Genomic DNA, 22,620 nt, shown 5'->3' with positions numbered 1-22,620 from the left:
GGTCTGCGAGGACGGTGTGTGCGAGCTGCCGCAGGCTACTCCCGCGCCATCAGACCGCGCCCGGTGACGAGCGGGAGGTCGAGAGCGGTCACCAGGCCGGGCTCGGCGTCCACGACCGCGGGGACGGCGTTGATGAGGCGCTGCGCGGTGACGATCATGCCGCTGTCGTTGTGGTCGCCGTGCTCGCCGTGGTGGGCCAGCTCGAGCTCCATGATCGGCTCACCGGTGACGATGACCCGGTAGCTGCCGCCGCCGGTGGGCTGAGCCCACTCCGGCACCTGGTCCGGGTGCGTCCGGGTGACGTGCTCGACGACGATGCGCGGCACGCCGTCGACGGTGCCGATCACCTCGAAGCGGACGGCGCCCATCGTGCCGGTGGCGATGTCGACGCTGACGGTCGTCACGTCGTGGTCCGCGGGTCGGCGGTCGACCGTCTCCACGAGCGGCTCGTCCAGGGTGACGCCGAGGGCCGCTGCCATCTGGCGGACCACGGGACCCCAGGCCATCGACAGGATGCCGGGCTCCCACAGCATCAGCTTCTCGTCGATCGGCCGGCCGAAGCCGAAGATGTCGCGCATGACGACCGGCTGGTAGTACGTCGAGTAGTCGGCGATCTCCATGACGCGGATCTCGTCGATCCGCTGGCTGAGGCTGGCGAGCTGGAGCGGCAGGAGGTCGTTGGCCCAGCCGGGGTCGATGCCGTTGACGTGCAGGCTGGCGCCGCCGGACGCGCCGGCGGTCTCGATGCGCTGCCAGACGTCCTCGGGCATGCCGGGATTCGGGAACAGCAGCGCCACGGGGCCGCTGCTCACCACGTTCACCCCGGCCTCGAGGAAGCCGACGAGGTCGTCGATCGCGTCGAAGATCCGGTCGTCGGTCATCGCGCAGTGCACGATGCAGTCCGGCTTCAGGTCGAGGAGGGCGGCGGTGTCGGTCGTGGCGACGACGCCGAGGTCGCGGCCGAGCCCGGCGAGCTCCCCCGCGTCCTTGCCGTCCTTCTCCGGTGACGACACCCAGACGCCGACGAGCTCGAGGTCCGGGTGCCGGTCGATGCCGGCGATCGCGAAGCGGCCGAGGGTGCCGGTGGACCAGACGACGACGCGCAGCGGTGCACTCATGGCCCGAGACTAGAACAGGTTCTCGTTCAGCGGGGAGCCCTCGGGCTGCGGCGGTAGGCCGAGACGGACGGCTCGTCCGGCAGCCAGAGCCGCCACGGGACGTCGGCAGCACGCGAGACGCCGACCCGCGGTCCGCTGCGGACCTGCTCCGGCCGCGGGACCTCGGGGCCGAGGTGGACGCCGTCGCCGGTGAGCAGCGGCGTGCCGAGGTCGTCGAGCGTCAGGCCCAGGACCAGGGCGAGGTTGCCGGGACCTCGGCCGAGCACGGCATCGGCGACACCGGGCCTGCGCTCGCGGGCGAGCTCGAGCCCGTCGACCACCTCGCCGGCCCGCAGGAGCACCGCGGCGGCCTTCTCGGTCGGACCGGTGACGACGTTCGCGCAGTGGTGGATGCCGTACGAGCGATACACGTACAGGTGCCACGGCGGGCCGAACATGATCTCCGACCGCTGGGTGCGAGTGTACGCGTGGGACGCCGGGTCCTCGATGCCGCCGTACGCCTCGACCTCCGTGATGCGCACCGTGACGCCGTGCCCGACGAACGTGCGGCCGAGGAGGCCGGTCGCCCGCTCGACGACCTCCGCCTCACTCACGACGAGGTGAGGCGGCGCCGGAGCTCGCCGAGCTGGTCGCTGACGCGGGCCTGGGCGGTGCCGCCCCGGGCGTCGCGGGACGCGATCGAGCCGGCGACGGTCAGCACGGAGCGGACGTCCGGGGTCAGGTGCGGCGAGATGGCGGCGAAGTCGTCGTCGCTGAGGTCGGGCAGGTCGATGCCGCGCTCCTCGCAGGCCTGCACGCAGGCGCCGGAGATCTCGTGCGCCTCCCGGAACGGGACGCCTTGGCGGACGAGCCACTCCGCGACGTCGGTGGCCAGGGCGAAGCCCTGCGGGGCCAGCGCCTCGAGCCGTGCCGTGTCGAAGGTGAGCGTGGCGATCATGCCGGTGAACGCGGGCAGCAGGACCTCGAGCGTGTCGACGGAGTCGAACACCGGCTCCTTGTCCTCCTGCAGGTCGCGGTTGTAGGCGAGCGGCAAGGCCTTCAGCGTGGCCAGCAGACCGGACAGGTTGCCGATCAGGCGGCCGGCCTTGCCGCGGGCCAGCTCGGCGACGTCGGGGTTCTTCTTCTGCGGCATGATGCTCGACCCGGTGGAGTAGCCGTCGTCGAGCGTGACGAAGCCGAACTCCTTCGTGTTCCAGAGGATGATCTCCTCGGCGAGGCGGGAGACGTCGACGCCGACCTGCGCGGTGATGTACGCGAACTCGGCGACGAAGTCGCGGGCGGCCGTGCCGTCGATCGAGTTCGGGGTGGAGCCGGTGAACCCGAGGTCGGTGGCGACCTGCTCCGGGTCCAGACCCAATGACGAACCGGCCAGCGCGCCCGAGCCGTACGGTGACTCGGCCCCGACGCGGGCGTCCCACTCGGCGAGCCGGTCGAGGTCGCGGACCAGCGGCCAGGCGTGCGCCAGCAGGTGGTGCGAGAGCAGGACCGGCTGGGCGTGCTGCAGGTGGGTGCGGCCCGGCATGGCGACGCCGAGGTGCCGCTCGGCCTGGGCGGCCAGGGCCTCGACGAGCTCGCGCACGAGCTGCGCCACCTGGCGGCCGTGGTCGCGGAGGTACAGCCGGAAGAGCGTCGCGACCTGGTCGTTGCGTGACCGGCCGGCGCGCAGGCGCCCGCCCAGCTCGGGGCCGAGCTTCTCGATCAGTCCGCGCTCGAGTGCGGTGTGGACGTCCTCGTCGTCGGGGTGGGCGACGAAGTCCCCGGACGCGACGTCGGCGGTCAGGGCATCGATGCCCTCGAGCAGCGCGCTCAGGTCGTCGTCGGTGAGCAGGCCGGCGCGATGCAGCACGGCGGCGTGGGCCTTCGACCCGGCGAGGTCGTAGGGCGCGAGCCGCCAGTCGAAGTGCGTCGACCGGGACAGCTCGGTGAGGGCCGAGGAGGGGCCGGAGGTGAACCGCCCGCCCCAGAGGCTCGTCTTCTCTTGTTCGGTCACGAGGTCTCCTTCGCCGCGCCGGCCAAGGTGGTGAACCGGTCCACGACGGCGGCGCCGCCGTCGGGGTCACGGCAGATCAGCAGGACGGTGTCGTCGCCGGCGATCGTGCCGAGGACGTCGCCGGGGGCGGCATGGTCGATGGCGGACGCGAAGTATTGGGCGGCACCCGGCGGCGTGCGCATGACGACCAGGTTGGCCGACGCCTCCGCCGTCACGAGCAGCTCGCGCACGATGCGGGCGAGCTTGGCGTGTCCGCCGGCGTTGTCCTTGGCGGGTCGCGGGGTCCGGTCGCCTCCCTCCCCCGGCACGGCGTAGACGAGCCCGTCCTCGCCGTGGCGGACGCGGACGGCGTCGAGCTCGACGAGGTCGCGCGAGAGTGTCGACGCCGTGGTCTGCACGCCCTCGGCGAGCAGCAGCGCGGCGAGCTCGTTCTGCGACCGCACGGGGTGGCGGCCGAGCAGGTCGACGATCAGCCGCTGGCGCGCGGCCTTGGTGTCCACGGCGGTCATGCGTCCTCCCGATGCTCGAGGAGCCAGACGAGCAGGGCCTTCTGGGCGTGCAGCCGGTTCTCGGCCTCGTCCCAGACGACGCTGCGCGGGCCGTCGAGCACCTCGGCGGCGATCTCCAGGCCCCGGTACGCGGGCAGACAGTGCAGCACGATGGCCTCGGGATCGGCGGTGGCGAACGCCTCGACGCTCACGGCGTAGTCGGCGAACGTCTCCAGCCGTGCCTGCTTCTCGTCCTCCTGGCCCATCGAGACCCAGGTGTCGGTGATGACGACGTCGGCGCCGGCGATGGCTGCGGCCGGGTCGTCGGTGACGAGCACGGAGCCACCCGTGCGCTTCGCGATGGCCTCGGCGTCCGCCACCACGGCAGGGTCGGGCTGGTAGCCCGCCGGTGAGCCGATGCGGACGTGCATGCCCGCGGTGGCTCCGCCCAGCAGGTACGACTGGCCCATGTTGTTGGCGCCGTCGCCGAGGTAGACGACGGTGAGTCCGGCCAGCGACCCCTTGTGCTCGATCACGGTCAGCCAGTCGGCCAGGATCTGGCACGGGTGGAAGTCGTCGGTGAGGGCGTTCACGACCGGGACGCCGGCGTGCTCCGCCATCTCCTCGAGATCCGCCTGGGAGAACGTGCGCCACACGACGGCGCTCGTCATCCGGCCGAGCACCCGGGCGGTGTCGGCGACCGACTCGTTGCGGCCGATCTGCGTGGTGCCGGTGTCCATGACGAGCGGCGAGCCGCCGAGGTCGGCGATGCCCACGGAGAACGAGACGCGCGTGCGCGTGGACGACTTGTCGAACAGCACCGCGACGCTCTGCGGGCCCTCCAGAGGGCGCCGCGAGTACGGCGCCGCCTTCAGCTCGCGGGCTAGCGCCAGCACCTCGGCCTGCTCCTCCGGGGTGAGGTCATCGTCGCGCAGGAAGTGGCGCATCAGGAACTTGCCTCGTCCAGGAGCATGCGCAGCGTCTTCACCGCGCCGTCGGCCTGCTCGGGCGTGAGGATCAGCGGCGGGGCGAGCCGCAGCCGCTCGGGCGTCGCGTTGTTGATGATGAGACCGGCGTCGAGGGCGGCCTGCTGGATCTCGGCGGCCTTCGGCTCGGTGAGCACGATGCCGACGAGGAGCCCGCGGCCCGTCGTCTCGGCCACGAGCGGGTGGTCGGCCAGGCCCGACCGGATGGCGTCGCCCACCTCTCGGGCGTTCTCGAGCAGGCCCTCGGCCTCGATGGTCTCGATGACCGCGAGGGCGGCCGAGGTGGCGACCGGGTTGCCGCCGAAGGTCGTGCCGTGGTTGCCGGGCTGCAGGAGCGTCGCGGTGTCGCCCAGCGCGATGCATGCGCCGATGGGGATGCCGCCACCGAGGCCCTTGGCCACGGTCACGAGGTCGGGCGTGATGCACGACCGAGCGTGGTCGAACCAGGCGCCGGTGCGGCCGATGCCGGTCTGGACCTCGTCGATCCAGAGCAGTGCGCCGTGCTCGGACGTGATGCGCCGTGCCTCGGCGAGGTAGTCGTCGGACGGGACGACGACGCCGGCCTCGCCCTGGATCGGCTCGACGACGACCGCCGCGACCGTCTCGTCGACGGCGGACTCGAGCGCCGCGGCATCGCCGTACGGCACCCACCGGACGTCGCCGGGCAGCGGCTCGAACGGCTCGCGGTAGGCCTGCTTGGACGTCAGCGCGAGGGCACCCATGGTGCGGCCGTGGAAGCTGCCCTCGGTGGCGACGATCGTCGTCCGGCCCGTCTTGCGCGTCGCCTTGAACGCCGCCTCGTTGGCCTCGGTCCCGGTGCTCGTGAAGAAGACTCTGCCGTTCGCCGCCCGTGGCCCGGCACCCCCGCCGGGCCCGTCCTGGCCCAGAAGCGAGAGGAGCTTCTCAGCCAGCTCGACCTGGGGCTCCGACGTGAAGAAGTTCGAGACGTGCCCGAGCGTGCCCAGCTGCTCCCCCACGGCCTTCAGCAGGGCCGGGTGGGCGTGGCCGAGCGCGTTGACCGCGATGCCGCCGAGGAGGTCGAGGTACTTGTTGCCGTCGACGTCCCAGACGTACGGCCCCTCGCCTCGCACGAGGACACGCTGCGGCGGGCCGAAGGTGTTCATCAGGGCGCCCTGGTAGCGCTCCGTCCATTCCTGGCCGGTGTGCTCCTGCGCCGTGCCGGGGAAGCTCACGGTGTCTCCTTGGGGCCGCTGGTCGAGTACATGGCGGTGCGGATGCGGGTGCCGGCGTTCGGCAGCACCTGGGTGCCGATGCCCTCGTCGGTGAAGATCTCCAGCAGCACCGAGTGCGGCTGCCGGCCGTCGACCACGGTGGCGCCCTTGACGCCACCCTCGACCGCCTTCAGGCAGGCCGTCATCTTCGGGATCATGCCGCTGGCGAGACCCGGCAGGATCTCCGCGAGCGCCTCCGGCGAGATCTCGCCGATGACGTCGTCGCTGTTCGGCCAGTCGGCGTACAGGCCCTCGACGTCGGTGAGCACGAGCAGCTTCTCGGCACCCAGCGCGACGGCCAGGGCGGACGCGGCGGTGTCGGCGTTGACGTTGTGCACCTGGCCCGCCGCGTCTGGAGCCACCGACGACACGACCGGGATGCGGCCCGCCTCGATGAGGTCCAGCACCGCCTCCGGGCGCACGCCGACCACCTCGCCGACGAGCCCGACGTCGACCGCCTCGCCGTCGACGACCGGCATGGTCTTCTCGGCGGTGAACAGGCCGGCGTCCTCGCCGGACAGCCCGACGGCGAGAGCGCCGTGCCGGTTCAGCAGCCCGACGAGCTCCCGGCTCACCTGTCCGGTGAGGACCATGCGGACGACGTCCATGGCCTCCGGCGTCGTGACGCGCAGCCCGGCGCGGAACTCCGACTCGATGCCGAGCTTGTCGAGCATCGCGCTGATCTGCGGGCCGCCGCCGTGCACGACCACCGGGTGGAAGCCGGCGAGCCGCAGGAACACGATGTCCTCGGCGAACGCCTTCTTGAGGGTGTCGTCCGTCATGGCGTTGCCGCCGTACTTCACCACGACGACCTTGCCGTGGTACTTCTTCAGCCACGGCAGGGCCTCGGCGAGGATGCGGGCCTTGTCGGTGGCCTGCTTCCACGTCTCCGGGTCGAGCCCGTAGTCGGGGTCCGGCTCGAGCTCGGCCGGATCGGGGTAGGTGGCGTCGGTGTCGGTCATCGTCTCGCTCACGTGGAGTAGGCGGAGTTCTCGTGGACGTAGGCGTGGGTGAGGTCGTTGGTCCAGACCGACGCGGTGGCGTCGCCGGCCTTCAGGTCGACGGTGACGGTGACGGCCCGCGGCTCCAGGTCGACCTTCTCCGGCGACTCGGACGGACCGCTGTTCCGGCACACCCACACGCCGTTGAGGGCGACGTCGAGGTCGGCGGGGTCGAACGCCGCCTGCGTGGTGCCGACGGAGGCGAGGACGCGACCCCAGTTGGGGTCCTTGCCGAAGATCGCGCACTTGAACAGGTTGCTGCGGGCGATGGACCGGCCGACTTCCACGGCGTCGTCCTCGGTGGCCGCGTTGACGACCTCGATGGTGATCTCGTGGTCGGCGCCCTCCGCGTCGGCGAGCAGCTGCACCGCGAGGCTGTGGCAGACCGAGTGGACCGCCTCGGCGAACGCGTCCGGGTCCGGGGTGGTGCCCGACGCGCCGCTCGCCATCAGCAGCACGGTGTCGTTGGTGGACTGGCAGCCGTCGGAGTCGAGGCGGTCGAACGTGGTGCGGGTGGCCGCCCGTAGCGCGGCGTCGGCCTGCTCGGCCGTGACGTCGGCGTCCGTGGTGATGACGACGAGCATCGTGGCCAGTGCCGGCGCCAGCATGCCGGCGCCCTTCGCCATGCCGCCCACGGTGAACCCGTCGGCCGACACGACCGCCTGCTTGGGCACCGAGTCGGTGGTCATGATCGCCTCGGCGGCGGCCTGGCCACCGTCGGCGTCGAGCTCACCCACGGCGTTCCGCACGCCGGCGAGCAGGGTGTCCTTGTCGTTCAGGAGCCCGATCAGGCCCGTGGAGCACACCTGGACGTCGACGGTACCCAGGCCGAGCGACTCCGCGACGAGCTCGGCGGTGGCGTGCGTGACGGCGAAGCCCTCCGGGCCCGTGTAGCAATTGGCGCCCCCGGAGTTGAGCACGACCGCGCGGGCCGAGCCGGCCTTGATGGCCTCCTCGCTCCAGAGCACCGGGTTCGCCTTGCAGCGGTTGCTGGTGAACACGGCGGCGGCCGCGGACGACGGTCCGTCGTTCACGACGAGCGCGACGTCGGCCTTGCCGCTCGACTTCAGCCCCGCAGCGACGCCGCTCGCCCGGAACCCCTGGGCCGCGGTGACGCTCATGGTGCGGTTCCGACCGTGGAGAGACCGGTGGTCTCGGGCAGGCCGAGCGCGAGGTTCATCGACTGCACCGCTCCCCCGGCGGTGCCCTTGGCGAGGTTGTCCATGGCGCCGATGGCGACGAGCTTGTTCGCGCGCGGGTCGACGGTGGCCTGGACGAGCGCCAGGTTCGCGCCGAGGACGGACTTGGTCTGCGGCCACGTGCCGTCAGGCAGGACGTGGACGAACGGCTCGTCGGCGTACGCCTTCTCGTAGGCGGCCCGCACGTCGTCAGCGGTGACGCCGTCCTTCAGCGGAGCGGAGACGGTGGCGAGGATGCCGCGTGCCATCGGCGCGAGGATCGGCGTGAACGAGACGACCGGGTCGGCCGCGCCGGCCTTCCGCAGGTTCTGCTCGATCTCCGGGGTGTGCCGGTGCACGCCGCCGACGCCGTAGGCGCTCGCCTGCCCCATCACCTCGGAGGCGAGGAACCCGGGCGCCAGCTTCTTGCCGGCGCCCGACGTGCCGGTGGGCGCGACGATCGTCAGGTCGGGGTGCACCAGGTCGGCGAGCACGGCCGGCATGGCCGTCAGCGTCGAGATGGTCGGGAAGCAGCCGGGCACGGCGACGCGCTTGGCGCCGGCCAGTGCCTCCCGCTGGCCGGGCAGCTCGGGCAGGCCGTACGGCCACGTGCCGGCCCAATCATGCGCACCGTCGCCGCCGTAGAACTCGGCCCAGTCGTCGGAGCTGTCGAGCCGGAAGTCCGCGCCGCAGTCGATGACCAGCACGTCGTCGCCGAGCGTCGCTGCGACCTCGGCGGAGGCGCCGTGCGGCAGCCCCAGGAAGACGACGTCGTGGCCGGCGAGGTGCTCGGCGTCCGTGGGGTCGAGCACCCGGTCCGCCAGCGGCAGCAGGTGCGGCTGGAGCTCGCCCAGGCGCGCGCCGGCGTTCGACGACGCGGTGACCGCGCCGATCGTGACCTCGGGGTGTGCGAGCAAGGTGCGCAGCACCTCTCCGCCGACGTACCCGCTGGCGCCGGCGACTGCTGCCGTGATCGTGCTCATCTCTCCACCTTCGCAGACATCAATCGGTCCCGAACTCCATGGCCGCGGCGTCCAGGGCGGCCTCCGCGTCCTCGTCGACGCCGGGGTTCGCCTCGATCCGCGTGGCTCCACCCGCCGGGAGCTCGCCGAAGAGCGTGCCGTTCTCGACGAGCACCTGGCCCTGGTCGAGCGGCTGCGCGGCGTACTGCTCGAGCATCGCGCGCGAGTCGGCGATGTCGAGGTTCCGCATCGTCAGCTGGCCGATCCGGTCGGTCGGCCCGAACGCGGCGTTCTCCGTGCGCTCCATCGACAGCTTCTCCGGGTGGTACGAGAAGTTGGTGCCCTGGGTGTCCAGGATCGAGTAGTCCTCGCCCCGCCGCAGCCGCAGCGTCACCTCGCCGCCGACGACGGACGCGATCCAGCGCTGCACCGACTCGCGCAGCATCATCGACTGCGGGTCCAGCCAGCGGCCCTCGTACATCAGCCGGCCGAGCCGCCGGCCGTGCTGGTGGAAGTTCGCGATGGTGTCCTCGTTGTGGATCGCGTTGACGAGCCGCTCGTAGGCGATGTGGAGGAGCGCCATGCCGGGCGCCTCGTAGATGCCGCGGCTCTTGGCCTCGATGATCCGGTTCTCGATCTGGTCGGACATGCCGAGCCCGTGCCGGCCGCCGATGGCGTTGGCCTCGTGGACGAGGGCGACGGGGTCGTCGAACCGCACGCCGTTGATGGAGACCGGCCGGCCCTGCTCGAAGCCGATGGTCACGTCCTCGGTCTCGATCTCGACTGACGGGTCCCAGAACTTCACGCCCATGATCGGCTCGACGGTCTCCAACGACGTGTCCAGGTGCTCGAGCGTCTTGGCCTCGTGCGTCGCGCCCCAGATGTTGGCGTCCGTGGAGTAGGCCTTCTCCTGGCTGTCCCGGTACGGCAGGTCACGCTCGGCGAGCCACTGGCTCATCTCCGCCCGGCCGCCGAGCTCGGTCACGAAGTCGGCGTCGAGCCACGGCTTGTAGATCCGCAGCTCGGGGTTGGCGAGGAGGCCGTAGCGGTAGAACCGCTCGATGTCGTTGCCCTTGAACGTGGAGCCGTCGCCCCAGATGTCGACGCCGTCCTCATGCATGGCCCGGACCAGGAGCGTGCCGGTGACCGCTCGGCCGAGCGGCGTGGTGTTGAAGTACGTGCGCCCCGCGGACCGGATGTGGAACGCCCCGCAGGCGAGCGCCGCGAGCCCCTCGTCGACGAGCGGCCGCTTGCAGTCGATCGCCCGGGCCAGCTCGGCGCCGTACTGAAGCGCCCGTCCCGGGATCCCCTCGATGTCCGGCTCGTCGTACTGGCCGATGTCGGCGGTGTACGTGCACGGCACCGCGCCCTTGTCGCGCATCCACGCGACGGCGACGGAGGTGTCGAGTCCCCCGGAGAAGGCGATGCCGACGCGTTCACCGACCGGCAGGGTGGTCATGACCTTGGACATGCCACACATTCTTGCATAGTCGTGCAAGTTCTTGCAGAGCGGGTTGTCTCCGGACCGACACGGCGCGACGCCCCGCTCCCCTACTGTATGGCCATGGCACGGTTCCTGTGGCGGGCGGTGGCGCTGGTCGGCGCCGCGATCCTGCTGCTCGCGCCGCTGCTCACGGCCCTGGTCCCGCAGGACACCTCGGCCGGCCCCGATCCCGTCCGGATCACGAGCTACGACGCGAAGTACACGGTCGACGCCGACGGCACGCTGCACGGCGAGGAGACCATCACGGCGATGTTCCCGTTCGGGCGGCACGGCATCTTCCGCTTCTGGGACCTCAAGGACTTCGGCGACCCGCACGTCCGCCTGAAGCCGAAGGACATCGACATCACGCTCGACGGGCAGGACGTGCCGGTCGACATGCAGTGGCAGTCCGGACGCCGATACCGCGTCGCGAAGGTGGGCGACCCGGACTCCACGCTCGCGCCGGGTGAGCACACGTACCGCATCACCTACCGCATCAAGGGCGCGCTCGCTCCGGGCGACGAGACCAGCGGCACGTCGTCCAGCTGGGCCGGCGAGGAGACCCGAGGGTCGGTGTTCGACTGGCAGGTCGTCGCCGGCGGCTGGGCGATGGCCATGGACCAGGCCCGCATCACCGTGAAGCTGCCGAAGGCGGTCGAGGAGGCTCAGTGCGCGGTCGCCAACGGCACGCCGTGCCGCGTCGACGGGCTCGGCAGCGACACCCTGAGCATCCAGACCGGGGCCCTCGCGCCCTACACACGGGTGACCATGCGCGCCGACGTGCCCGTGAACGCGCCCGACCGCGACGGTCCGCCCTGGGACATCACGTGGGACCGGCTGCTCGGCCGCAGCCTCAGCGCCGTGCTCGTCGTCGGCGCGATCTCCGTCGTCGCCCTCGGCTTCGGCTACCTCTGGGACCGGCGGTCGCGCGAGCGCGACCCGGGCTACCCCGTGATGTACGAGCCTCCGGAGGGCCTCGGCCCGGTGCAGACGCACTACGTCACGTCCGAGCGGCTGCCGCGACGCGCACTCGTCGCCACACTGCTCTACCAGGCCGAGCAGGGCCTCACCAGGCTCGAGCAGTCCGGCGCCGACTGGACCATCACCGGGATCGGTGACGACGCCGCGTGGGCCGCCACGGACGAGGTCACGCGGTACGTCGGCGACTCGCTCGGCGTGAACCACCCGGGCAAGACGTTCTCCGCCAACGGCGGCGTGAAGGCCGGCAAGAAGCTCCAGGAGACGCAGAGCGGCCTGTTCGCCGTCACGAGCTCCTGGGCGACGTCCGCCGGGCTCCAGAAGGTCGACATCTCCGAGCTCCTCGGCCGGGTCGCCGTGGGCGTGGCCGCCGTCCTCGCCGTCGTCCTCACGTTCCTGCCGTTCGGCAGTTCGCTCCCGGTGATCCCGTTCGCGGCCTTCGTCGTGGGCGGCGCGGGACTCATGTCCCCCGGCGTCGGGCGCCGGCGCACGCTGCTCGGCCGCGACGTGTGGTCGCGTGCGGGCGGCTTCGAGCGCCTGCTCTCCACCGACTCGGCCAAGGACCGCTTCGACTTCAGCGGCAAGAAGGACCTCTACACCGCCTACGTCCCGTACGCCGTGGCGTTCGACTGCGCCGACCGGTGGGCCGCGAAGTACGAGACCGCCACGGGCACTCCGGCTCCGACGCCGACCTGGTACGGCGGCACCACCACCCCCAGCCACTCGTTCTTCGGTGGCCACGGAGACGCGTTCTCCAGCTTCGACTCATCGCTGTCGTCCTCGATCAGCGCCTACGCCGCGACCCAGTCGTCGTCCTCCTCCGGTGGGGGCGGCGGCGGTGGTGGCGGCGGAGGCGGTGGCGGTGGCGGCGGCTCCTGGTAAGCCACCACCCGTTCACGAGGAGCTCTCATGGTCATCTGGATCGTCATCGCCGTCGTCGTCCTGCTGGTTCTGTTCGGCGTCTACGCGTTCAACAAGCTCCGGCGGGCGGACATCGCCGCCCAGGAGGCGCTCGGCGGCGTCGACGTGCAGCTCACCCGCCGCGCCGACCTGATCCCGAACCTCGTGAACACGGTGAAGGGGTACGCCCAGCACGAGCGGGCGGTGTTCGACGAGGTGACGGCCGCGCGTGCCGGCGTCGCGAGCGCCGCCAAGAGCGGCACGGTCGAGGAGAAGGCGGCCGCCGAGGCGCGGCTCGACAAAGCCCTCGTCGACGTGCTCGCCGTGGCGGAGGCGTACCCGGACCTGAAGGCGTCGGCCAACTTCCAGGAGCTGCAGGCCGCGCTCGCCGACACCGAGGACAAGCTCTCGTTCGCCCGCCAGTACTACAACGACGCGGTCGCGAGCCTGAACAACCTGGTGAAGACGATCCCGTGGCTCTTCTTCACCGGCATCGCCGGCGTCTCGGCCCGGACGTTCTACGACGCCCCGGAGGGCCAGGAGACGCCGCCCGCCGTGCAGTTCTGAGTCAGGCGCGGAGCGTGGCGCCCGCGTCGCGCTCGGCGGCCGTGACGGCAGCCTGACGGACGTCGGCGATCTCGCGGTCGGTCAGCGTGCGGTCGGGCGCGCGCAGGCGCAGGGCGAACGCCAGCGACTTGTGGCCCGCGGGCACCTGGTCGCCGGTGTAGACGTCGAACAGCCGCACCGACTCGATGAGGTCGCTCGCGCCCTCCAGGGCGGCCTGGACCGTGGCCGTCGGGACGTCGTCCGCGACGACGAGGGCCAGGTCCTCCTTCGCCACGGGGAACGCGGAGAACTGGGGCCGCGGGCCGGTCTCGGGCGCCGCGGTGATCAGCGCGTCGAGGTCCAGCTCGGCACCCATGACGCGAGTCGAGACGCCGTAGGCGCGGGCGACGGCCGGGTGCAGCTCGCCGGCGTGCCCGACGACGACGCCGTCGATCATGATCGCGGCGCAGCGCCCGGGGTGCCACGGAGCGAGCTGAGCGGCCTCGACGGCCGGGACGAGGTGCAGGGTCTCGACGACGTGCCGGGCCACGGCGACGGCGTCGGACCAGGCGACCGGACGACCGGGGCCGGCCCAGCCGGACCGCTGCCGCTCCCCCGTCATGACGAACGCGACGTGCTGCGGCTGGTCTGGCAAGGCGTCGGCGAAGGCCTGGAGCTCGGACTCGGTGGGGCGCCGGTCGACGCCGTAGATCGGCGCCGCCAGTCCCTCGGCGTGCGGCAGGAAGACGCGTCCGGTCTCGGTGATCTGCACGTCGCTGTGACCGCGTCCGACGTTGAGCTCGAGGGTGGACAGCAGGCCGGCCAGCAGCGTGGTGGTCATGCCCGGCTGCTCCGCGGACAGCGGGTTGGCGAGGAGCACCTGGCGGCGCCGCGCGTCGTCGGCCGGGAGCCCGAGCCGGTCGAAGTCGGCAGGACCGGCGAACGGGAACGTCTTGACCTCGACCAGCCCGTCGCCGGCGAGCACCATGCCGACCCAGCGGCGCAGCTCCTGGGCGCGGGTCAAGCCTCGGCCCGCCGGAGCAGGCGGCAGGACCGACGGGACCTGGTCATAGCCGACGACCCGCAGGACGTCCTCGGCGAGGTCGTTGGGGTCGTTCAGGTCGAAGCGCCAGCTCGGCGGGGTGAGCGTGATCGTGCCGTTCTCGTGGACGACCTCGCCGCCACCGGCCGTCAGCGCGGCCACCGCGGTCTCGGCGTCGATGGCCACGCCGCTCACGCGCGCCGGCAGGTCGTCGGCGATGGTCACCGACGCGCGTGCCGGCGGTGCCCCCACGACGGTGAGGCCCGGCTCGATCCGTCCGCCACCGTGCTCGACCAGCAGCTCGGCCACGCGCTGGGCGGCCCGGGCCTGCAGCTCGGTGTCGACGCCGCGCTCGTTGCGCTTGGACGCCTCGGAGGACAGCCGGTGCCGTCGGCCGCTCCGCGCGATGGTCGGCGGGTCGAAGTGCGCTGCCTCGATGACGATGTCCGTGGTGGCGTCGTCGATCTCCACGTGCGCGGCACCCATGACGCCGGCGATGCCGACCGGTCCGTCGTCGTCGGTGATCAGCAGGTCGTCGGGGTCGAGCGTGCGCACGACGTCGTCGAGGGTGGTGATCTTCTCCCCCGCCTCGGCGCGGCGGACGACGATCGGACCGTGCAGCTTGGCGCGGTCGTAGGCGTGGTTCGGCTGGCCGAGCTCGAGCATGACGTAGTTGCTGACGTCGACGGCGAGCGAGATGGACCGCATGCCGGCCTGCTCGATCCGGCGGGCCATCCACGACGGCGTGGGCCGCGAGGGGTCGAACCCGGTGACCTCACGGGCGACGAAGACCGGGCAGCCGGCCGGGTCGTCGACCCGGACCGGGTACGCCTCACCGTCGGCCGGGACGTCGCGATCGGCGGGGTCGGAGAACGGCAGGCCGAAGGCCAGGGCGGCGTCACGGGCGACGCCGCGCATCGACAGCGCGTAGGCGCGATCCGGGTTGACCTCGAGGTCGACGACGTCGCCGCCGAGACCGAGCAGCGCCACGGCGTCGTCGCCCGGCTGGGCGGACTCAGCGTCGAGCACGAGGATGCCCGACTCGGCAGGGGTTCCGGGCCCTGGGCGGAGGAAGGCAGAGTCGCCGGATAGCCCGAGCTCCGGCGGCGAGCAGATCATGCCGTCGGAGACGTGGCCGTAAGTCTTGCGGGCGGTGATCGTGAAGTCGCCGGGCAGGGTGGCGCCGGGCAGCGCGACGACGACGAGGTCGTCCGGGCCGAAGTTGTGGGCACCGCAGACGATGCCGCGCGGCTCGTCCTCCCCCACGTCGACCTGGCACCAGTTGATGGTCTTGCCGTTCTTCTGCGGCTCCGGCTCGACGCTCAGGGCGCGGCCGACCACGATCGGGCCGGACAGCCCGGCGGAGATGATCTCCTCGAGCTTGAGGTCGAACGCGGTCAGGCGGGCAGCGATCTGCTCGGCGGTGAGGTCGTCCGGCAGCGCGACGAGCTCGCGCAGCCACTCGATGGGGACGCGCACTACAGACCAACCCCGAACGGCTCGGTGAAGCGGATGTCGCCGTCGAACAGGTCGCGCAGGTCGGCGATGTCGTAGCGGCCGGTGATGGTGCGGTCCAGACCCATGCCGAAGGCGAAGCCGGAATAGCGCTCGGGATCCACGCCGCAGGCGATCAGCACGCGCGGGTTCACGACGCCGCAGCCGCCCCACTCGATCCAGCCCTCGCCCTTGCACGTGCGGCAGCTCTCGACGGTGCCCGGCACGTTGTGGCAGACGTGGCAGAGCAGGTCGACCTCGGCGCTGGGCTCGGTGAACGGGAAGTACGAGGGGCGGAACCGCGTGGTGATGCCGTCGCCGAACATCGCCTGGGCGAAGTGGTCGAGCGTGCCCTTGAGGTGGGCCATCGACAGGCCCTCGTCGATGGCCAGCCCCTCGACCTGGTGGAAGACCGGCGAGTGCGTGGCGTCGAGCTCGTCGGTGCGGAACACCCGGCCCGGGCAGGCGATGTAGATCGGGGGCGTGCGCGTGAGCATCGTGCGCGCCTGGACGGGCGACGTGTGCGTGCGCAGCACCATGGCGGCACTCTCCGGGCTCACCCAGAAGGTGTCCTGCATCGTGCGGGCCGGGTGGTCGGGACCGAGGTTGAGGGCGTCGAAGTTGAGCCACTCGGCCTCGACCTCGGGGCCCTCGGCGATCTCCCAGCCCATGGCGATGAAGATGTCGGCGACGTGCTCGGAGATCGTCGTGAGCGGGTGGCGGGATCCGACCGGCTCCACGTCGACCGGCAGGGTGACGTCGACGGCCTCGGCGGCCAGCGACTGCTCCAGCTCCGCGGCCTCCACCTCGGCGGTCCGCGCCGCGAGCGCCTCGCTGACGGCGCCGCGGGCCTGGCCGACGCGCTGGCCGGCCTCCTTGCGGGCCTGCGGCGGCAGCGCGCCGATCTCGCGGTTCGCGAGTGCGAGCGGCGAGCGGTCACCGGCGTGATCGATGCGTACCTGCTTCAGCTCGGCGAGCGTCGCCGCCTTGGCGATGGCCGCGAGGGCGTCGTCACGCATGCGCTCGACCTCGTCGGCACGCAGGGGCGTGACCTCGACGGGGTCGTAGTCGGAGCTCGATGGCACGAAGAGGAGTCTATTCAGCCAGGGCGTCGGGCTCGTTGACCGGGAGCCAGATCCGGATCAGGGCGCCGCCGCCGTCGGAGTCCTGGATGTCGATGGAGCCGCCGTGCTCCTCGACGATGCCGCGGACGATGTACATGCCGAGGCCGCTGCCCGCCCCGGGACCGGCCCGCCAGAAGCGACTGAAGACCCGCTGGCGCATCTCCTTGGGGATGCCCGGTCCGTTGTCGTGGATCTCCAGGGCCACGCCGTCGTCGGGCGGACTGGTGGGACTGACCTCGACCTTCTTGAGGCCGAACCCGTGCCGCATGGCGTTCTCGACCAGGTTCGTGACGACCTGGGTGAGCCGGTCGGCGTCGCCCCAGATGGTCGGCACGTCGTCCGGCGCGGTGACGGCGAACGGGTCGCCGGCGCCCGCCGAGACGATCGTCATGACGTGCCGCGCGACCTCGTCGAGGCGGACGGGCCCACGTCGCAGCGTCAGCCGTCCGGAGTCGATGCGGGCGGCGTCGAGGAGCTCGGTGATCAGGCGGCTGAGCCGGTCGGCGTCGGCGTCGACGGTCTCCAGCATCAGCTGGCGCTGCTCCTCGGAGAACCGGTCCCACTTCGTCAGCAGGGTCGAGGTGAATCCCTTGATGCCGGTGAGCGGCGAGCGGAGCTCGTGCGCGACGGTGGCGACCAGGTCGGACCGCTCGCGGTCGCGCTGGTTGCGGATGCGGGCGTTGCGCACGCCGACGACCACCCGCTGGACCTTGCCGCCAGGACGGTCACGGATGAGCCGTGCGGTGATCAGGTACTCACTCCCCCGCGGTGACCACCAGGCCTGCTCGGAGATGCGGGTGCGCGTGCTCAGGCCGTCGTACGGCCGGGTGCACGCGTACCAGGAGTTGCCGTTGAGGTCGTCGAACGGGAGCGCGTCCTCCAGGCGCATCCCGATCATCTCGTCGCCGGTGGCGCGCGCCATGGCCCGGATGCGGGCATTGACGTACTCGACGGTTCCGTCCGGTCCGGCGATCAGCACGCCGTCGGGGAACTCGTCGAGGTCCATGGCGGGAGGGTAGTACGAACTAGTCCGAAGGGACTAGTTGCGTACGTCAACCTCGGGGTCACGTCGTCGTGCCCAGGCCGTGGCGTACAGGCAGACGGCGGCGGCGGTGGCCAGGTTCAGGCTCTCCGCGCGGCCGAAGATCGGGACCGCGACGACGGCGTCGGCGAGGTCCCGGACGTCCTCCGGCAGGCCCCACGCCTCGTTGCCGAACAGCCAGGCCGTGGGCGGCACGAGGTCGACGGCGGGGTCGAACAGGTCGAGCTCGCCGTGGCCGTCGGCCGCCAGCACGCGGAGACCGCGCTCGCGCAGGAGGGCGATCACCGCGGCGACGTCGCCGTCCACCACGACGGGCAGGTGGAACAGGCTGCCGACGCCGGCCCGGACCGCCTTGGGGTTCAGGGGGTCGACGCTGTCGCCGGCGAGGATCACCGCGTCGGCGCCGGCCGCGTCGGCACAGCGGATCACGGCACCGGCGTTGCCGGGATCGCGGACGTCGGCGCAGACCACGACGAAGCCGGCCTCGGCCGGCAGGTCGTCGAGCGTCCCGACCACGCTGCGACACCGGGCGACGATGCCCTGCGGCGTGACCGCGTCGGCGATCTCGCCCAGCAGGTCGTCGTCGACGACGTTCCAGGTGACGGCGTCGTCGCGCCAGTCGTCGTACTTGGACGTGGCGAAGACCTCGATCACGGCGCCGGCCGCCAGGGCCTCGCGCACGGCCTGCGGCCCCTCGGCGAGGAACTCGCCGGTCTTGTCCCGGAACGCACGAGTGGCGAGCCGCCGAGCGTGCTTCACGCGTCCACTACGGACGGTGAGCGGCCCCTCGTTGCTCTGTTCTGTGCTCGCCACGTGCGGGAGGACGCGAAGCTGCTCAGGCAGCCGCGTCGTCCTTGGGAGCGTTGACGTCGGCCGGCAGGTTGTCCTTGGCGACCTGGACGAGCGCAGAGAACGCCGCCGGCTCGTTCACCGCGAGCTCGGCGAGGTTCTTGCGGTCGACCTCGACACCCGCGGCCCGCAGGCCCTGGATGAAGCGGTTGTAGGTCATGCCCTCGGCACGGACGGCAGCGTTGATGCGCTGGATCCAGAGCCGGCGGAAGTCACCCTTGCGCGCCTTGCGGTCGCGGTAGGAGTAGACCAGCGAGTGCGTGACCTGCTCCTTGGCCTTGCGGTACAGACGGGACCGCTGGCCGCGGTAGCCCGATGCGCGCTCGAGAGTCTCGCGGCGCTTCTTCTGTGCGTTGACAGAACGCTTGACGCGTGCCATCTCAGTTCTCCTTCAGATCAGAGTTCGGTGGGCTCGCCTCAGAGGCCGAGCAGCTTCTTGGCCTTCTTGGTGTCCGCCTTCGACACGTCGACCGTGCCGTCCAGGCGGCGGGTCCGGGTGCTGGTCTTGTGCTCCAGCAGGTGACGGCGGTTGGCCTGCTCGCGGCGCAGCTTGCCCTTGCCGGTGATCTTGACGCGCTTCTTCATGCCCGAGTGGGGCTTGAACTTCGGCATCTCATGCCTCCATGTCTGGGTCGAGGTTCTCGGAGCGACGCCGGGGCTTCTTCGGGGTCGCGGTCTTCTTCTGTTCCTCACGGTGGGCCTTCTCGGCCTCCGCCTCGGCTTCGCGTTCCGCTGCCTTGTTCGCCGTGGCCTGGGCCTTCTCGGCCTTGACCTCGGCCTGGGCCTCGGACTTCTTCTTGAGCGGCGCGAGCACCATCGTCATGTTGCGGCCGTCCTGGCGCGGGTGCGCCTCGACGACGCCGAGATCCTGCACGTCCTCGGCCAGCTTCTGCAGCAGCCGGTACCCGAGCTCGGGACGGTGCTGCTCGCGACCGCGGAACATGATCGTGATCTTGACCTTGTCGCCTGCCTTCAGGAACCGGACGACGTGACCCTTCTTGGTGTCGTAGTCGTGCTGGTCGATCTTCGGGCGGAGCTTCATCTCCTTGATGATGGTGTTCGTCTGGTTGCGCCGTGACTCGCGTGCCTTCTGGGCGGCTTCGTACTTGAACTTGCCGTAGTCCATGATCCGGCAGACCGGGGGGCGTGCCGTCGGGGCCACCTCGACGAGATCGAGATCGACCTCGGCAGCGAGGCTGAGGGCCTGCTCGATACGGACGATGCCGACTTGCTCGCCGCTGGGGCCGACGAGTCGGACCTCCGGGACGCGAATGCGATCGTTGACGCGCAGCTCTGTGCTGATGGATCCTCCTGATGGTCGTGTGGGAGGCCATAAAAAAAATGACCTCCGTGCGAAACGAAGGCCACCGGCGGCGCATTCCCCGCTCGCGCGGGACGCAACCACCCAGCCGGAATTCCGGCCGTCAACCCCAAGATCCGCGGATCAAGCAGGTGGGAGTGATCTCCACTTCACTTCTGAGTCTACCAGCGAGCCTGTGATCTCGTGAAATCCGCCGACGCCGGACTGTTGACCTGATCGAAACCGCGACGTCGCGGGGCGGCAACGAGCGCGGAGCACCCTGGATCCATGCAATGGCGGGTCAGGACCACGCTCCCCGACCGCCCAGGACTCCTGGCGCGGATCGCGGCCGCGTGCGGCGAGGCGGAGCTCAACATCGTCGGCATGCAGGTGTTCCCGGGGTCGCCGCACGTCACCGACGAGCTGGTGGTCGTCGCTCCGGACGGCTGGACCGACGTGCAGGTCGCCGACCTGTTCGAGAAGGCCGGCGGCGAGGACGTCGTCGCCACCCGGGTGTCGGCCGGCGCCCCGGACGACGCGCCGACGCGCTACCTGGCGGGCGCGTCCGAGGTGCTGGACGGCGGCCGCCCCGTCGAGGAGGTGCTGCGGGAGCTCCTCGGCACGGAGACGCCGGACGTCGCCGACTACCGGGGCCACGACGTGCTGGACCTCGTCCGCCGCGACGGCCGGACCCTTCGAGTGAGCCGGGCGGTGCCGTTCACGCCGGTCGAGCGCTCCCGGGCACAGGCGCTGCTCTCGCTCGTGGGTGACGCCGGGTTCGACCAGCCGCTGATCGCCCCGACGGACCTCGGCCCGTCACCGATGGTCCGCGACGCCGCCCCGGCGGACCTCGAGGGCGTCGCCGCGCTGCACGAGCGGTGCAGCATCGAGACGCTGTACGCGCGCTACCAGGTGCCGCTCCGCATGCCGCTGACCACGCGGATGGCGCGGCGGCTCGTGCAGCCGGACCACGGACACGCCCTCGTGGTGCAGTCCGGTCTCGACCTCGTGGCGCACGCGGTGCTCGAGGAGGAACAGGGCCGCTGGACGCTCCGGATCCTGGTGGAGGACGCGTGGCGCGACCGGGGCCTGACCACCATGCTCGTGCGGCAGGGCGCTCGCGTCGCGCGCGAGCGCGGGCTCGAGCGGCTCACGATCGTGTCCGGCGCCGCCGACGACCGGGTGCTGCGCGCCGTGGGGTCGGCCGGCTTCGTCGCCCGGGTCGAGCGTCACGACGACGAGCTGCACGTGACCCTGCCGCTCAGCCCGCGCTGATCTCCACCACGGTGAACCCCGGGCTGCCGAGGTCGACCAGGAGCGCCGACGCGCCCTCGTCCAGGGCGGCCCGGGCAGCGTCGCGGCCCCACACCGGCACCGGCCGGGCCTCGGGGTTCCAGGCCCTCATCGCGTCGACGCTGCTGAACGTCAGCAGGGCCTGACGACCGTCGGCGCCGGTCATCAGCACCGCCGCCATGTCTGCTTCCTTGTCGCCATCCGCGGGTACGTCTCCCAGCAGTGCGACCACGGGCACGAAGACACGAACGTCCGGCAGCACCGCTGCGACAGCGGTCTCGTCCCCCAGCGCACGGGCGAGCTCCGGGTAGGCCTCCCCGTCGTCGTCGGGAAAAGCCGGTTCGGCCAGCGACGGGCTCACGGGATCCGCCGGACCAGGTCGTCGACGGCGGCGCGGGCCGTCGCCCCGTCGGAGCCCTGGATGGCGAACAGCAGGACGCGGTCGTCGTCCTTCAGGACGAGGGTCGGCCAGGGCGCGCCGGTGTTCATCGAGATGCCCTTCATCCGGTCCCACGGGATGTGGTGGCGCCGGTAGCCGTTGAGGATCTCCAGGCCGGTGTCGTCGGCGCGCACGTAGCTGCGCCCGATGCCGTGCAGCACCGCGAGCATGGCGCCCAGGGTCAGGGCGAGCGTGATCAGCTCCGGGACCGTGAACTCGATGTCCGACGGCAGCGCGACGCCGATGACGATCGTGACGACGACCAGCGCGACGGACGACCCGTAGGCGACGATCCGGGCCCCGACGGGTCGGTACGTCACACTCGACACGCCAGGATGTCCGTGACGAGGATGCCGCGGGCGCCGAGGTCGTACAGGCCGTCCATGATCTTCTGCGCCGCGTCGCGCGGCACCATCGACCGCACCTCGACCCAGCCCTCGAGTCGCAGCGGCGAGATCGTCGGCGAGTCCATGCCCGGCGTCAGCTCGACCGCTCGGTCGACGAGGTCGGACGGGATGTCGTACTCGACCATGACGTAGTTCCGCGCGGCGATGACGCCGTCGAGGCGCCGCTTGAACACGTCGAAGCCCTCGGCCGGCTCGTCACCGCGGGCGTGCGTGACCAGCACGGCCTCCGACGCGAGGATCGGGTCGCCGAAGACCTCGAGGTCGGCCTGGCGGAGCGTGCTGCCGGTCTCGACGACGTCGGCGATGGCGTCGGCCACGCCGAGGCGCACCGACGACTCGACCGCACCGTCCAGCCGGACGACGGTGGCGTCGATCCCGCGGGCGGTGAGGTCGCGCTCGACGATGCCCGGGTACGATGTGGCGATGCGGGCGCCGGCGAGGTCGGCGGTGTCGCTCATCGTGCCGGTGGGCGCGGCGTAGCGGAACGTGGAGGCGGCGAAGCCGAGCGGCATCACCTCGGTGGCGCTGGCGCCGGAGTCGAGCAGCAGGTCGCGGCCGGTGATGCCGACGTCGAGCGTGCCCTCCCCCACGTAGATGGCGATGTCGCGCGGGCGCAGGTAGAACAGCTCGACGCCGTTGTCGGCGTCCAGGACCACGAGGTCCTTGGCGCTGCGGCGCTGGCGGTAGCCGGCCTCCTGCAGCATCTGGGCCGCGGCGTCGGCGAGTGACCCCTTGTTGGGGACGGCGATCTTGAGCATGAAGGTCCTC

23 protein-coding genes are annotated in these 22,620 nt (G+C 71.7%); 3 read left to right on the top strand and 20 right to left on the bottom strand.

Features of this window, described 5'->3' with window-relative positions:
- Nucleotides 1-35 precede the first annotated feature (35 nt).
- Genes FHP06_RS01945 through argG form a run of 10 tightly spaced genes read right to left on the bottom strand, consistent with a single transcriptional unit; the run spans nucleotide 36 to nucleotide 10,426 of the window.
- Complete coding sequence (locus FHP06_RS01945; protein ID WP_147683257.1) at nucleotides 36-1,118, bottom strand: NAD(P)H-dependent amine dehydrogenase family protein; 1,083 nt, start codon at nucleotides 1,116-1,118, stop codon at nucleotides 36-38.
- A gap of 26 nt (nucleotides 1,119-1,144) precedes the next feature.
- Nucleotides 1,145-1,711: a DNA-3-methyladenine glycosylase gene (locus FHP06_RS01940; protein ID WP_147683255.1), complete on the bottom strand. Its 567-nt coding sequence runs from the start codon at nucleotides 1,709-1,711 to the stop codon at nucleotides 1,145-1,147.
- Nucleotides 1,708-3,108 (bottom strand): argininosuccinate lyase, encoded by a 1,401-nt coding sequence (gene argH, locus FHP06_RS01935; protein WP_147683253.1) that lies wholly within the window; start codon nucleotides 3,106-3,108, stop codon nucleotides 1,708-1,710. Before argH ends, FHP06_RS01940 begins: the two co-directional genes overlap by 4 nt.
- Entirely contained in the window at nucleotides 3,105-3,617 is a 513-nt protein-coding gene (locus tag FHP06_RS01930; RefSeq protein WP_147683251.1) for an arginine repressor, read from the bottom strand. Before FHP06_RS01930 ends, argH begins: the two co-directional genes overlap by 4 nt.
- Nucleotides 3,614-4,546 (bottom strand): ornithine carbamoyltransferase, encoded by a 933-nt coding sequence (argF, locus tag FHP06_RS01925; RefSeq protein WP_147683846.1) that lies wholly within the window; start codon nucleotides 4,544-4,546, stop codon nucleotides 3,614-3,616. The genes FHP06_RS01930 and argF overlap by 4 nt, the downstream gene beginning before the upstream one ends.
- Nucleotides 4,543-5,775 carry an acetylornithine transaminase gene (locus FHP06_RS01920; protein ID WP_147683249.1) on the bottom strand — a complete coding sequence of 411 codons (1,233 nt, stop codon included), beginning with the start codon at nucleotides 5,773-5,775 and terminating at the stop codon, nucleotides 4,543-4,545. The genes argF and FHP06_RS01920 overlap by 4 nt, the downstream gene beginning before the upstream one ends.
- Entirely contained in the window at nucleotides 5,772-6,788 is a 1,017-nt protein-coding gene (gene argB / locus FHP06_RS01915; protein ID WP_230973372.1) for an acetylglutamate kinase, read from the bottom strand. The genes FHP06_RS01920 and argB overlap by 4 nt, the downstream gene beginning before the upstream one ends.
- Nucleotides 6,785-7,936 carry a bifunctional glutamate N-acetyltransferase/amino-acid acetyltransferase ArgJ gene (gene argJ / locus FHP06_RS01910; protein WP_147683247.1) on the bottom strand — a complete coding sequence of 384 codons (1,152 nt, stop codon included), beginning with the start codon at nucleotides 7,934-7,936 and terminating at the stop codon, nucleotides 6,785-6,787. Before argJ ends, argB begins: the two co-directional genes overlap by 4 nt.
- Nucleotides 7,933-8,976 (bottom strand): N-acetyl-gamma-glutamyl-phosphate reductase, encoded by a 1,044-nt coding sequence (gene argC, locus FHP06_RS01905; RefSeq protein ID WP_147683245.1) that lies wholly within the window; start codon nucleotides 8,974-8,976, stop codon nucleotides 7,933-7,935. Before argC ends, argJ begins: the two co-directional genes overlap by 4 nt.
- A 19-nt stretch (nucleotides 8,977-8,995) precedes the next feature.
- Nucleotides 8,996-10,426 carry an argininosuccinate synthase gene (gene argG / locus FHP06_RS01900; protein ID WP_147683244.1) on the bottom strand — a complete coding sequence of 477 codons (1,431 nt, stop codon included), beginning with the start codon at nucleotides 10,424-10,426 and terminating at the stop codon, nucleotides 8,996-8,998.
- Between the two features lie 93 nt (nucleotides 10,427-10,519).
- Here argG and FHP06_RS01895 point away from each other — a divergent pair, with 93 nt between their 5' ends.
- Together FHP06_RS01895 and FHP06_RS01890 are read left to right on the top strand one after the other, a co-directional pair.
- Entirely contained in the window at nucleotides 10,520-12,298 is a 1,779-nt protein-coding gene (locus FHP06_RS01895; protein ID WP_147683243.1) for a DUF2207 domain-containing protein, read from the top strand.
- A gap of 27 nt (nucleotides 12,299-12,325) precedes the next feature.
- Nucleotides 12,326-12,883, top strand: a complete 558-nt coding sequence (locus FHP06_RS01890; protein ID WP_147683241.1) for a LemA family protein — start codon at nucleotides 12,326-12,328, stop codon at nucleotides 12,881-12,883.
- Nucleotide 12,884: 1 nt separating this feature from the next.
- On the opposite strand, the gene pheT is transcribed toward FHP06_RS01890, so the two are convergent.
- From pheT to infC, 7 genes are read right to left on the bottom strand one after another with little or no spacing between them, the layout of a single operon-like run.
- Nucleotides 12,885-15,383, bottom strand: coding sequence for a phenylalanine--tRNA ligase subunit beta (gene pheT / locus FHP06_RS01885; RefSeq protein WP_147683239.1), 2,499 nt, complete (start codon nucleotides 15,381-15,383; stop codon nucleotides 12,885-12,887).
- Nucleotides 15,383-16,483, bottom strand: coding sequence for a phenylalanine--tRNA ligase subunit alpha (pheS, locus tag FHP06_RS01880; RefSeq protein WP_230973371.1), 1,101 nt, complete (start codon nucleotides 16,481-16,483; stop codon nucleotides 15,383-15,385). The genes pheT and pheS overlap by 1 nt, the downstream gene beginning before the upstream one ends.
- 10 nt (nucleotides 16,484-16,493) lie before the next feature.
- Entirely contained in the window at nucleotides 16,494-17,528 is a 1,035-nt protein-coding gene (locus FHP06_RS01875) for a sensor histidine kinase (protein WP_147683237.1), read from the bottom strand.
- Nucleotides 17,529-17,561: 33 nt separating this feature from the next.
- Nucleotides 17,562-18,377, bottom strand: a complete 816-nt coding sequence (locus FHP06_RS01870; protein WP_187271739.1) for a TrmH family RNA methyltransferase — start codon at nucleotides 18,375-18,377, stop codon at nucleotides 17,562-17,564.
- A 22-nt stretch (nucleotides 18,378-18,399) separates the two neighbouring features.
- Nucleotides 18,400-18,792: a 50S ribosomal protein L20 gene (rplT, locus tag FHP06_RS01865; RefSeq protein ID WP_147683233.1), complete on the bottom strand. Its 393-nt coding sequence runs from the start codon at nucleotides 18,790-18,792 to the stop codon at nucleotides 18,400-18,402.
- Between the two features lie 38 nt (nucleotides 18,793-18,830).
- Nucleotides 18,831-19,025, bottom strand: coding sequence for a 50S ribosomal protein L35 (gene rpmI, locus FHP06_RS01860; RefSeq protein WP_147683231.1), 195 nt, complete (start codon nucleotides 19,023-19,025; stop codon nucleotides 18,831-18,833).
- A gap of 1 nt (nucleotide 19,026) precedes the next feature.
- Nucleotides 19,027-19,818 carry a translation initiation factor IF-3 gene (infC, locus tag FHP06_RS01855; RefSeq protein ID WP_230973370.1) on the bottom strand — a complete coding sequence of 264 codons (792 nt, stop codon included), beginning with the start codon at nucleotides 19,816-19,818 and terminating at the stop codon, nucleotides 19,027-19,029.
- Nucleotides 19,819-20,001: 183 nt separating this feature from the next.
- Between infC and FHP06_RS01850 the strand changes: the two genes are divergently transcribed.
- Nucleotides 20,002-20,988 (top strand): GNAT family N-acetyltransferase, encoded by a 987-nt coding sequence (locus FHP06_RS01850; protein ID WP_147683229.1) that lies wholly within the window; start codon nucleotides 20,002-20,004, stop codon nucleotides 20,986-20,988.
- Here the strand turns inward: FHP06_RS01850 and FHP06_RS01845 are convergent.
- From FHP06_RS01845 to hisG, 3 genes are read right to left on the bottom strand one after another with little or no spacing between them, the layout of a single operon-like run.
- Nucleotides 20,975-21,367 carry an SseB family protein gene (locus tag FHP06_RS01845; protein ID WP_147683227.1) on the bottom strand — a complete coding sequence of 131 codons (393 nt, stop codon included), beginning with the start codon at nucleotides 21,365-21,367 and terminating at the stop codon, nucleotides 20,975-20,977. The genes FHP06_RS01850 and FHP06_RS01845 overlap by 14 nt on opposite strands.
- Nucleotides 21,364-21,765, bottom strand: coding sequence for a PH domain-containing protein (locus tag FHP06_RS01840; protein ID WP_147683225.1), 402 nt, complete (start codon nucleotides 21,763-21,765; stop codon nucleotides 21,364-21,366). The genes FHP06_RS01845 and FHP06_RS01840 overlap by 4 nt, the downstream gene beginning before the upstream one ends.
- A complete protein-coding gene (gene hisG, locus FHP06_RS01835; RefSeq protein ID WP_147683223.1) occupies nucleotides 21,762-22,610 on the bottom strand; it encodes an ATP phosphoribosyltransferase in 849 nt (282 codons plus the stop codon). The genes FHP06_RS01840 and hisG overlap by 4 nt, the downstream gene beginning before the upstream one ends.
- Nucleotides 22,611-22,620 lie beyond the last annotated feature (10 nt).

Origin of the sequence: Aeromicrobium terrae (assembly GCF_008039565.1) — a bacterium.
Taxonomy (GTDB): Bacteria; Actinomycetota; Actinomycetes; order Propionibacteriales; family Nocardioidaceae; genus Aeromicrobium; species Aeromicrobium terrae.
Note: the sequence above shows the minus strand (reverse complement) of the source record. Positions and strands in the feature narration are given on the sequence as shown.

Coding starts and splice junctions, on each gene's coding strand:
- FHP06_RS01945 (WP_147683257.1), bottom strand. CDS start 1,118: ATGAGTGCACCGCTGCGCGTCGTCGTCTGGTCCACCGGCACCCTCGGC.
- FHP06_RS01930 (WP_147683251.1), bottom strand. CDS start 3,617: ATGACCGCCGTGGACACCAAGGCCGCGCGCCAGCGGCTGATCGTCGAC.
- argJ (WP_147683247.1), bottom strand. CDS start 7,936: ATGAGCGTCACCGCGGCCCAGGGGTTCCGGGCGAGCGGCGTCGCTGCG.
- argC (WP_147683245.1), bottom strand. CDS start 8,976: ATGAGCACGATCACGGCAGCAGTCGCCGGCGCCAGCGGGTACGTCGGC.
- argG (WP_147683244.1), bottom strand. CDS start 10,426: ATGTCCAAGGTCATGACCACCCTGCCGGTCGGTGAACGCGTCGGCATC.
- FHP06_RS01895 (WP_147683243.1), top strand. CDS start 10,520: ATGGCACGGTTCCTGTGGCGGGCGGTGGCGCTGGTCGGCGCCGCGATC.
- FHP06_RS01890 (WP_147683241.1), top strand. CDS start 12,326: ATGGTCATCTGGATCGTCATCGCCGTCGTCGTCCTGCTGGTTCTGTTC.
- FHP06_RS01875 (WP_147683237.1), bottom strand. CDS start 17,528: ATGGACCTCGACGAGTTCCCCGACGGCGTGCTGATCGCCGGACCGGAC.
- rplT (WP_147683233.1), bottom strand. CDS start 18,792: ATGGCACGCGTCAAGCGTTCTGTCAACGCACAGAAGAAGCGCCGCGAG.
- rpmI (WP_147683231.1), bottom strand. CDS start 19,025: ATGCCGAAGTTCAAGCCCCACTCGGGCATGAAGAAGCGCGTCAAGATC.
- FHP06_RS01850 (WP_147683229.1), top strand. CDS start 20,002: ATGCAATGGCGGGTCAGGACCACGCTCCCCGACCGCCCAGGACTCCTG.
- hisG (WP_147683223.1), bottom strand. CDS start 22,610: ATGCTCAAGATCGCCGTCCCCAACAAGGGGTCACTCGCCGACGCCGCG.